Raw genomic sequence first — 10,023 nt, 5'->3', positions numbered from 1 at the left:
CCCACCCGCCACAGGCCACCCAGCCCGCCACAGGCCACCCACACCACCAACCAGCCCGCCGCCAGGCCACCCGGCCCGCCACAGGCCCGAAGGGGCCTCCCCGCCGTCGTTGCCTCCGAAATGAATCCGGCGGGGGCGGGGTCCGGAGGAGCCCCCGCCGGCGCTCCGCGCGCCGAAGGCCGTCGCGCGGTTCCGGGAGTAACGTCCTGGGAAGTGGCAGAGGCGGTGCGCGGTACCGCCGGATCGAGCGGAGCTCGATCCGGCGGCAGTGGGTGAACCCGCCGGGTGAGGCCGACCCCGGTATCAGATTGTGCGCAGACTCGGCGTTTCTGCTGGTCAGAGCGATTCGGGGTCTCGATTTGTGTCTGGAGAGGCTTACGTTACTGGTGAGTAATGCACCTTTTCCACAGACAGATCGACTTCGGAGTGTCAGGTAGCGCGACAGTTGATCATGCGATAGTGTCGCGGTAGCTGACAAATATGTCGCGGTACCTGACACTTGGTGGGCTCGGAGGGCTTCGGAGTGACAGCCGATTCGGTGTCCTCGGGAACGCCTCCGCCACCGCGTGAGTGTCGTACTGGGCCCGACACTGAGGGCTGAAAGTGCCGGATACCGCGACACATCTGTCAGCTACCGCGACATTTAGACTCCTCGCGTTACTGTCAGCACGTCCCGCCGTCGATCAGGAGGTCCACCGAGCATGGGCAGGCAATCCGAGGCGGGTCGTGGGAACCGCAAGCTCCAGGCGGTGCCGGACCTACCGGAGGAAGCACCTGCTGCTCCGAGTCGGCGGCGAGTCTTCCGCGGCCAGCGCACCAAGGCGGTCGCCAAGCTCGAACAGAGCCCGAGCCTCGACGACGTCGCCCGCGCGCACCCGGGGCGCAGCCTCACGCTCGGCAAGGAGCGGAAGGCCCTCCAGTTCTACGGAACTCCCGAGGAGCCGAACGCCTTCGCGATGGACTCGCTCGAGTTCCTCTTCGTCGTGGCGCAGTACTACCGCGGCAACACACCCCTGCGGTTGATCATGATCCTGATCGCGAACCAGAAGGCCGGTGGTCCGATCGAGCTGACTCAGGAGCGGATGGCGGAGATCCTGGACGTGCACCGCACGGAGGTGAACGAGAAGCTCGCGGAGCTGATGGAGCTCGGCATCGTGATGATGCTGGCGCGTGGTAGGTACCGGATCAACCCGGTCTACAGCTGGCGCGGCGCTCAGCTCACCCGCAACCCGGACGGCAGTACGGAGTACACCGAGGTCGACCAGGGCGATGTGCTTCGGGAGATCTGGGACAGCGGCCTACCCGATCAGGTGAAGTACCCCTCCCTCGAGTCCCTCAAGGCCGCGATCAAGCGCGACAAGGATGCCCGAGCCGCGAGGCGCCTCAAGCGCAAGGAAGAGCGCCAGGCAGCTGAGAATCGGGCGAAGGTCGGGCAGACTGAGACCCTGTTCGACGACATCGACGCGAACCAGGAGTGATGACCATGGCGGCGCAGGCAGTGCAGGCGGCGCAGGAGCCGGAAGCGCTCTTCACCCCGGTGAACCTCAACGGGCTGATCGCCGAACTCAACCTTCCGGTCCAGGCGTATCGCGTCCTTCTGATGCTGCAGGAGCACCAGGACGCTGGTGGGCAGATCGTCATCGCCCAGGAGCAGCTCGGGAAGCTGCTCGGCGTTAGCCGGTCGAGCGTGACCTCGGCCCTGGCCGCGCTGGACACGGCCTTCCTGGTCCACATGAAGTCGTACGGCGTCTACCAGCTCAACCCGATGATCGCGGGCTACCGCACCCCCGGTGACGCCTGGGACGCCATCGAGAACATGCCTGAGCACCGGCGCCTGGACGACGACGACTTCGTGAAGCTCTACCGCGAGCGCGTTGCGCAGCAGGAGGCCGCACGCGACAACAAGCGCCGGCGATCCATCCTTCGCGCAGTCGCTCTGCCCGCCTGAGTCTCCACGGCCACCTTTCCAAGATCGCCTTCCGCTGTCATGCGATGGGGGCTGGACCTGCTCAGCCAGGGTCCAGCCCCCCATCGTCGTTTGCCTTCTCGGGCCTGACAGTGTGGTACTCCGTACTACACAACTCCGTTGGTATGTCGTGGTATCTGACAAATATGTCGCGGTACCTCGCACTTGGGCGGACGGTGGCCGCTGACGCGGGTGGAGCTGCGGTTCGCTCGATCGTGTGCTGGGGCGGAGGGGGCCCAGGTCCTAGACTGTCGGGCGGCGGCTGACGGCCGCCGTGCCGGGGTGCCGCTCCCGGCCTTGTGCGGCACCGGGAAGGCAGAACCGCGCGCACGCGCACCCTGATCATCTTCAGCAGCACCACGTCCGCGGTCTCCTCCCCGACGTGCTGGCCGGGCAGTACGCGACAGGACTCCCATGACCACACGACCCTCTTCCTCGCCTGGCCGCCGTCAGCCGATCGGCCGGCTCGCCCAGGCCCGCGCGCTCGCCACCGGTGAACCGCACCAGCTCGCCCTGGCCGAGCTCGCCGCGCACGGCCCTGCGATCCCCGGCGCGCTCCACTCGGAGCAGGAGCTCTGGGAGGCGCGGGTGCTGGCCGCCCTCCTCGCCACCTACGGATCGCACCGGCCTGCCGCCACCGGCGGCCCCTTCGGCATCGGCCGCGTCACTCCGCGCCCCGGCGAGACCCTCGTCCATGTCGACCGGACCCAGCTCGACCGCTGGGCGCGGGCCCTGCTGCCCGTCCGGCGGGCCGACGGGGCGTTGACCGGGGTGGCCGGGCTGCGGTGGAGCGCCGGGGCGAAGGACGTCGTGCTCCATCCCGTCGGTGCCCCTGAGCGGCGGATCGTCCTGGCGAAGACGTTCGTCCGGGACTGGAAGCGGGCGGTGGCGGACGCGATCGACGTCGGCGACGTCCTCCTGGCCGGGGCCGCGGACTGCGCAGCCGCCCCGAAGCCCGGGGAGGAGGCGGCCGAACAGGCGCAGCGGCAGCGGGCGGTGCCGTGCGCGGGGGACCTGTCCGCGCTGCTGCGGCGCGTGGTGCTGCTGGAGCTGCTGGCCGGACTCCCTTTCCGCGACGGGGCGGTGGAGCTGGCGGTGGACTCCGGGCGGCTGGTCGACCTGTCCGGTGGCCGGGCCCGGCTCACCCTGCCGTGGGCCGTCCTCCACCTGGACCGTGGGCTGTGGCCCGTGCGGCCGGTGCGGGAGCGGGCCGGCGCGAGCAGCGCGGTGCTCCCGTTCCTGGCGAGCTATCCCCCGGCCCCCGGCGCGGGGCGGCCCCAGGCGGCGCCGGAGGGGCTGTGCGTGCTGGCCGGGATCGAGGCGACGGAGGTGGCGGTGCGGGCGGCCGGCTGGGCGCTGGAGGTCGCGGACGCCGAGCTTGCCGACCCGCGCACCGGCTACCTGGACGACGAGGGCGGCTGGAGCGCGAACCGCCGCCGGGCCGCCGAGGGCGGCTTCGGGGATGCCGGTCCGCTGGACCCGCCCGGGTGCACCCGGGCACTGGAAGGGTGCCCCGTCGACTTCGCCGAGCTGGGCCGGCTCGCCTTCCTGCCGGTGATCGACCACCCGGCGGCGAAGGACTTCCGCCCCGATCGGGAGGAGTTGGCCGAGGAGGGGCGGCAGATCCTGATCCGCCTGCTGGAGTGGGCCCTGGCCGCCGCCACCCACCAGGTCCCCACCCGCGGGCCCTGGGAGCAGGCCGATCCCGCCGAGGGCGCCGACCTGTCCGCGGGACCGGTGCCGCGGGCCCGCTGGAGCGCCGTCAAACCGCTGCCGGACAGCCCCGTCCCGCTGCAGCTGCGCGTCGACCAGCACGAGCGCGGCGGCTTCAAGTACGCCGTCCACCCCGGACCCGCAGGGGTACCGGCGTGGGTGCACCACGCAGTGCCGCCCCTGCGGTTCGGCTCCGCCGGCTCGCTGCCCGCCGCGATGGCCCTGGCCGAGCAGGCTGGGCGCGAGGTCGCCGCCGGCGCCCGGACCGTGCGCAGCTGCGACCGGCGGCTGCTCGTCCCCCGCCCCGTGCCGGCCGACGCCGACCCGCAGGTGGCCGAACTCGTCGCCGCCGCCGACCCCGAGGGGAGGGTGCTGGACCTGTACGAGCTCACCGCCGGGCTGCGGGCGCTGGCCGACCTCGAACGGGACGGCGACCCCTGGCTCTACCACCCGCCCGCCGGCGGGCACTGGCGCCGGGGCGAGCGGTGGCCCGAGGCGGGCACGGTGAGCGCGATGCTGGGCGACGACTGCGTCCTGGCCGCCACCCGGCCCGGTGAGGAGGCCAACACCGCGCCGGTCGACTTCCCCGCCTACCGCCGCCATCTGGCCGCCCACGCGATCGCCATCGACCCCTTCGCCGAGGTCTACCTCGCCGCGGCCGACGCCGTCCCTGGCCCGGCCCCGCTGAGCGAGCGCCACCGGGCCGGGGTCGCCGCCCTCCAGGCCGCCGACCTCACCAAGCTGGCCCGCCAGGACCCCCGGCCGCCCGCGCCCGGGGACGACACCGCCGAGATCGTCGTGATCACCGCGTTCGTGCGCAGCATGCCGGCCGACATCAGTGACATCGGGGAGTTCTTCGACCGCTGGTGCCCCCGGCACCAGGAGGGCGGCCACCGGTAGAGCTTCTGGGCCCGCCGGGCCCGACCGGGTCGAAGACGCTGAGCGGCTACCTCTTGCCGGCGGACGCCCGCCGGGCTCCGGCCACGTTCGCGGGGTGCTGTCAGTACGTGATGGCACCCTGCCCCCGTGCTGATACCCCTTGCCGCCGCCCGGACGACGGCCGCGTCCGTACTCACCGCCCCCGTACTGCGCTTCGCCGCCGACGGCCTCCACTCCGACTTCCTCCGCGACACCGGCCACCTGTACCTGGGCGCCACCGCGCTGCCCGGCGTCAAGCGCAGCGGGATCTGGCACGTCGACCAGGCGCTGCTCGACCGGGCGCTGCAGGACCTCGCGGCGGTGGCCGCCGCGCCGGGCCGGCTCGTCCCGCTGGGGCTGCCGTGGACGGACGTGAACCGGGACTCCCGCTTCGACGACGACTGGCGGCGGGCCGTCCAGGGCGAACTCGTCGACCGCGCCGCCCGGGCCACCCGCCGCCCGTCGGCCGCCGACCTCCTCGATGTCGGACTCGAACCCGCGGCGCAGCGCCGGGCGGTGAAGGAGCTCGGCCGCCTGCTCGGAGGTGTCCGGGAGCCCGACGGCCGTGACCCGCTGGTCGTGGCCGGCGTGGTGGTGATGGAGGTGGTGCGCCGCCGGACCGGGGCGTGGAGCATCCCCGAGCGGTGGGCGGAGGTGCTGGACCGGTGGCGTGCCGAGCACCTGGTGCTGCTGGCGCGGGCGCAGCGGTGCGCGGGGTGCGGCGCGGTGGAGGACCGTTCCCTGGAGACGGCGGCGGCCCGGGCGCGGCAGAACCTCGACTGGCGGACCTCCGGCGCGGACGGCTGGATCACCCAGTGCCCGGCCTGCGCGGGCGGCGAGCACCGCCTGTACGGCGGTTCGATGCGGGGTGTGCGCTACACCAGCGAGCGGCGGCGGGCGACGCGCGCCGACGGCTACCTCTGCGCGGTGTGCGGGCTGCGGCAGGCCGCCGTCTGGGACCACTGCCACGAGGTGGGCCACGATTTTCTTCGCGGTCCGGCCTGCGCGAGCTGCAACCAGGACGAACGCGCACAGAAGGGCATCTGGCGGGCCTTCTGGAGCCACGGGCCGGCGGTCCGGCACCTGCTGGAGTGCAACGGCTGCCGTACCACCGGCAGCCTTCCGCCCCGGCACCTGGCCGCGCTGGCCGCCGCCCGGCTCGGCGCCACCGCGCGGCACGGCCGGTGCACCGCCGAGCCCTCGGCCGTCCTTGAGCACCTGCCCAGCGGCGACTTCCTCGCCCGGCTGCACTGCACGGCCCACCCCGGCCGAGAGGTCCGCTGGGAGGAGACCGTGGACGGGGCGACGATCCTCGGGTGGGTCGCGGACCTGGCGGCCGAGCACTCCTGACCCCGGGCCGGGCCGATGCCGGCCCGCATGCGCCGATCGCCCGGCCACCGGGCGTGCCGCAGCCTGCGGCCGTCGCCGCGTCGGCGTCGAGTCCGCCGTCCTGCCCCGGCTCTCGGCCGCCGCGGGCACGGTGCTCCGCGGCACCTCGTATCCCGCTCTGCCGTGCGTGAGGATGCTTGCGGCGTGCAGGAGCCTCCGGCCGCTCCTCCAATCGGGTGACCGCGGGTGGTCTTCTGCTGCCCGACTCGTTGCACCCGGTGATCCCGATGTTCCGACCGGCGAGGTACGGCATGCCCTTGGAGCTGGTCCAGCCCTCGTTCAGGAGCGAGCTGCACGCCCGGTGGTCCGTGGTCTTCGACCTGCTCGAGATCCCCTGGGCCTACGAGCCGGCCGCCTTCACCGCCGCCGACGGCCGCACCTTCACCCCGGCCTTCTGGCTTCCCCGCCAGCGCCTGTGGCTGGACGCCGAGAGTGAAGCCGGCCTCCCCGACGGCTGGCTCGACCGGTGGTACCGGTTCGCCGAAGCCTGCTCCGAGATCGTCTACGCCGAGGATGACGGCGACCTGCGCCCGGCGGACTGGACCCCTCCGACCGAGGTCCCCGAGGAGTGGCACGGCACCGCTCTCCTTGCGCTCGGGCCCATCCCCTCGTACTCCTACAACCGCCCGGGCGACCTGTGGCACGCCCACCGCCACGGCGGCATGCTGCACGTCCACGACGACGACCCCCACCAGTGGGTGATCTGCCCCGCCTGCGCCCAGCCGAACGCCGCCGCCTTCGGCGACCCGGCCGAACTCCCCTGCGGCTGCCTCGACAGCGACGACGACAGCCACCACGCCGTCGACCACCGGCTCGGCGACGCCTACTTCGCCGCCGCCGAGGTCGAACCGCTCTACCCCACCGCCGCCGTCGCCCGCGCCGAGGGCTGGCCCGCCGGCCACCGTCTGTACCGCACCGCTCTGGCCGGCCGGAGCGGTGCCGCCCTGGCCGACCAGCGGTGCACCCGGACCTGCCGCTCCCTCACCCAGGTGCTGCGCGACGAAGCCCCCGCCGGCGCCTGGATCGAGGCCGGCCCCGGCGACACCCTCTGCGGCGGCTGCCCCGGCTTCGTGTGCGCGGCCTGCGGCGAACGCCCGGCCCCCGCCGACGGGGCGCAGTGCCGGGTCTGCGACCCGGTGGCCCTGCTGACGGACGACGGTGCCCGGCGCCGCCTCAACGACCTGGCCGCCCAGTTGGGCAAGTTGTTTCGCCAGCCGCTGCGGGTGATCCACCCGCAGATCAACCGGGCGATGGGCATCCGCCAGCGCGGGGAGGCCGCCCTGGAGGACCTGGTGGTCGGGATCAACGAGGCCGAGCGGTGGCTGGCCGATCCGTCGACCCTGGTGATTCCGGCCCCCGTGCTGCGCGAGGAGGAGATCGCCCGCCTGGACGTGAGGGAGGCCCGGGTCGAGATCGCCCTGCGGGTCGGCGTGCTGAGCAAGGCCGTCGGCGAGCCGATCCCGTTCGTCCAGGTCCGGATCAACGACGCGGCCGGCGCCCCGACCCGCGAGGACATGGACCAGGACCAGGCCCGCAACGCCCTCCGGCAGGTCCAGCAGTGGCTGAACAGCCCGGCCACCTACCACCGGCCCGTCGGCGAGCCGGTCCAGGAACCGCCCGCGGCCTGGGCTCCCGGCATCCTGCCCGCTCCCGCCGAGACCCGCCCCGCCGCCGACGCAGCCACCTGCGACCTGTGCGCCGACCCGGTGGCCCAAGGCGCTCTCCTCGGCCGGCTCCCCAAGCAGCGCACCCCGCAAGGCTTTCGGCTGGGCTGGCTCTGCGGCCACTGCCTCACCGATCGCCGGCTCAAGCCCCGCCGCCGCGACCTGGTCCTGCGGATCTTCCACGCGACGTTCCTCGGCAGCGGAATCCGCCTCAACATGTACGAGGCCGAAGCGCTGGCCGCCTGGCTGGAGGAAACCGCTGGCCAGAGCGACGCCGACCAGCCCCCGGCCTGCGCCCCGGAGGTCACCGGCACCATCGCCCGGCTGCGCGAAGTCGTGGCCGCCGAACACGGCACCATGCTCTCCCTGGACGCCGGACAGGCCATCGTGGAGCAGCTGCGCACCGTCGCCGCGCCCACCTCGGAGCAGGAGATCCTCGACGCCGTCGCCCAGCACTTCCAGGAGTGGAGCAGCGCCGGGACGACCGCAGTCGGCACCCGGTGGTCCGGACGCCGCGACATCCTGCTCCAGACGCCCCGCCCGACCCTGCTCTCCGCCCGGGGCGGACCGTTCTCCCTCTAGCCGCACGGCCGCAACACCAGGCGGGAAGGGACACCCGGCGGTCTGCCGGGACAGCAGCGAGGCCCAGGAGGCTGCAGCCGCTCCGCCCCAGCCTGAAAAGAATCATGAAAAGGTCCGTGGGGTGCCGCGAGGAGCAGCACATACAAGCCGTCACCGAACGTCGGGGCCTACAACCCGGCTGCCGGCGGTACGTCCAGCCCGGCCGTGACCTTCTTCGGCGCCTTCCCTCCGTTCGGCGCGGCCTCCGCAGATAGTCTTGCGGCGCGGCGCATCAGCCGGACTCGACCCGAAGGGGAGACCCATGCCCGGACCGAAGAAGATCGGCGTCGCGACAGCGGACCTGTCGACCGGTGAGCAGGAGTACTTCTTCGTCTACGACGAGCCCTGCGAGGCCGGCACGATCGCGGTCCGGCGCGCCGCCGCCTGGTCGCACAACCCCAACCTCCCGCCGATGCACTTCCCCCGGGCCCTCTTCAGCGCGATCACGCTTCACCCGTAGCGGGGGGATCGAGTTGACGGGATACCAGGCGCCGCTGTTCCACGCCGGAGAGCCTGCGGCGGAGCAGCAGTACCAGATCTACACGCGGTACCTGTCATGGGCACAACCGCCGTTCGCCGGTGTTGTGGACATCCTGCGCCGGCATGGGATCGCGGAGCACCTGGCCTACTCGCACAAGGGCGTGATCATCGGCGCCGTTCTGGATGACGGGCAACTCGCGGCGGTGCGGGGGGACCGGCAGGTCGAGTACGTCGACCGGGACGGCGTCGGTGGGGTCGCCAGGTTCTTCCGGCACCTGGACCCGGAGGCCGACCTGATCGAGGACCGCTACTCCGTCGTACTGGATCGGGGCGCCAGCACAGCGGCGTTCACCGCCCGCACAGGAACCGTTCCCGCTGGGCTGCTGGTCGACTTCAGCTCGTCGTTCGGCGCGGTGCTGACCCAACAGCAGATCGCCGAACTCCGCCGCCAGCCCGAGGTCCGCTACATCGAGGCGCAGGGCTGGGCCAGACCTGCCCAAGCAGCATCCGTCCCCCGCACTCGAACCTCACCTCGCCTCGCAGGCACCGACCGTCCGACACCTCTGCGGCCCCCAACCGGGGCGGGCTCCTCCGCCACCGCGTAGACGGCCAGGCGCAGCGCGGCGTCCTCCCGGGAGAGGCCGCCGCCCGTGCCGCCCCTCGGTCGTTGGCAAGACGGCACTGTAGGGTCGCAGAATGGACCACCAGCACCCCGGCGACCAGCACGAACGCCCTCTCTCCCCCATCGGCGGAGAGCCGGCCGACAACGACCGGACGCTGTGGAACGCCACGGTCGCAGCCCTCGCGGCCGTCGGCATCGAGGTCGTCCAGGCCGGAGACGGACGCTCCGGAGCGGTGCTTCAGCTCGGCCCCCGCGGTCTGGCCGTGGCCGTGGCCTGGCAGCCCACCGAGCAGCACTCGCTGCCCGGCGGCGTCCTGGCCGTCAACGTCTGCCGCACCCGCGACGGCGCGCCCAGCGCCCGCAGAGTGAACAACCTGATCCTCCAGGGCTTCCTCGCCGACGCCGGACTGCGCACCACCTTCGCCGACGGGCACCTCCTCGTCGTCGACCCAGACCTCCAACTCCCCGAGGCCCCGGCCAGGCCGGCCGCGCCCGCTGCCCGCCCTGCGCCCGCCGTCCAGGGCCGCCCGCCCCAGCGGCGCAAGCGGCGGACCGGCTGGTTCCGCCTCACCGGATCACGGCGCACCTGACCCGACCCGGCCCGGCCCGGCGCATCGACGCCGAGCAGGCAGGCCCGCTCAACGGGGCGG

The 10,023-nt window shown here is 73.2% G+C and carries 8 protein-coding genes; all 8 read left to right on the top strand.

Annotated elements, in window-relative coordinates:
• Positions 1–701 precede the first annotated feature (701 nt).
• Positions 702–1,478: a hypothetical protein gene (locus ACIP82_RS32145; RefSeq protein WP_400658635.1), complete on the top strand. Its 777-nt coding sequence runs from the start codon at positions 702–704 to the stop codon at positions 1,476–1,478.
• A 5-nt stretch (positions 1,479–1,483) separates the two neighbouring features.
• Positions 1,484–1,948: a MarR family transcriptional regulator gene (locus ACIP82_RS32140; RefSeq protein ID WP_400658633.1), complete on the top strand. Its 465-nt coding sequence runs from the start codon at positions 1,484–1,486 to the stop codon at positions 1,946–1,948.
• Positions 1,949–2,380: 432 nt separating this feature from the next.
• On the top strand, positions 2,381–4,579 hold the full coding sequence (locus ACIP82_RS32135) for a hypothetical protein (RefSeq protein WP_400658631.1): 2,199 nt from the start codon (positions 2,381–2,383) through the stop codon (positions 4,577–4,579).
• Positions 4,580–4,705: 126 nt separating this feature from the next.
• Positions 4,706–5,947 carry an endonuclease domain-containing protein gene (locus ACIP82_RS32130; RefSeq protein ID WP_400658629.1) on the top strand — a complete coding sequence of 414 codons (1,242 nt, stop codon included), beginning with the start codon at positions 4,706–4,708 and terminating at the stop codon, positions 5,945–5,947.
• Positions 5,948–6,237: 290 nt separating this feature from the next.
• Complete coding sequence (locus ACIP82_RS32125; protein ID WP_400658627.1) at positions 6,238–8,232, top strand: hypothetical protein; 1,995 nt, start codon at positions 6,238–6,240, stop codon at positions 8,230–8,232.
• Between the two features lie 301 nt (positions 8,233–8,533).
• Positions 8,534–8,731: a hypothetical protein gene (locus ACIP82_RS32120; RefSeq protein ID WP_400658625.1), complete on the top strand. Its 198-nt coding sequence runs from the start codon at positions 8,534–8,536 to the stop codon at positions 8,729–8,731.
• A 13-nt stretch (positions 8,732–8,744) separates the two neighbouring features.
• Positions 8,745–9,356, top strand: coding sequence for a hypothetical protein (locus ACIP82_RS32115; RefSeq protein ID WP_400658623.1), 612 nt, complete (start codon positions 8,745–8,747; stop codon positions 9,354–9,356).
• A gap of 91 nt (positions 9,357–9,447) precedes the next feature.
• Entirely contained in the window at positions 9,448–9,963 is a 516-nt protein-coding gene (locus ACIP82_RS32110) for a hypothetical protein (protein ID WP_400658621.1), read from the top strand.
• The last annotated feature ends 60 nt before the right edge of the window (positions 9,964–10,023 follow it).

The organism is Kitasatospora sp. NPDC088548, assembly GCF_044753005.1.
GTDB lineage: Bacteria > Actinomycetota > Actinomycetes > Streptomycetales > Streptomycetaceae > Kitasatospora.
This window is presented reverse-complemented; position numbering and strand designations above follow the sequence as displayed.

Coding starts and splice junctions, on each gene's coding strand:
- ACIP82_RS32145 (WP_400658635.1), top strand. CDS start 702: ATGGGCAGGCAATCCGAGGCGGGTCGTGGGAACCGCAAGCTCCAGGCG.
- ACIP82_RS32140 (WP_400658633.1), top strand. CDS start 1,484: ATGGCGGCGCAGGCAGTGCAGGCGGCGCAGGAGCCGGAAGCGCTCTTC.
- ACIP82_RS32135 (WP_400658631.1), top strand. CDS start 2,381: ATGACCACACGACCCTCTTCCTCGCCTGGCCGCCGTCAGCCGATCGGC.
- ACIP82_RS32125 (WP_400658627.1), top strand. CDS start 6,238: ATGCCCTTGGAGCTGGTCCAGCCCTCGTTCAGGAGCGAGCTGCACGCC.
- ACIP82_RS32120 (WP_400658625.1), top strand. CDS start 8,534: ATGCCCGGACCGAAGAAGATCGGCGTCGCGACAGCGGACCTGTCGACC.
- ACIP82_RS32110 (WP_400658621.1), top strand. CDS start 9,448: ATGGACCACCAGCACCCCGGCGACCAGCACGAACGCCCTCTCTCCCCC.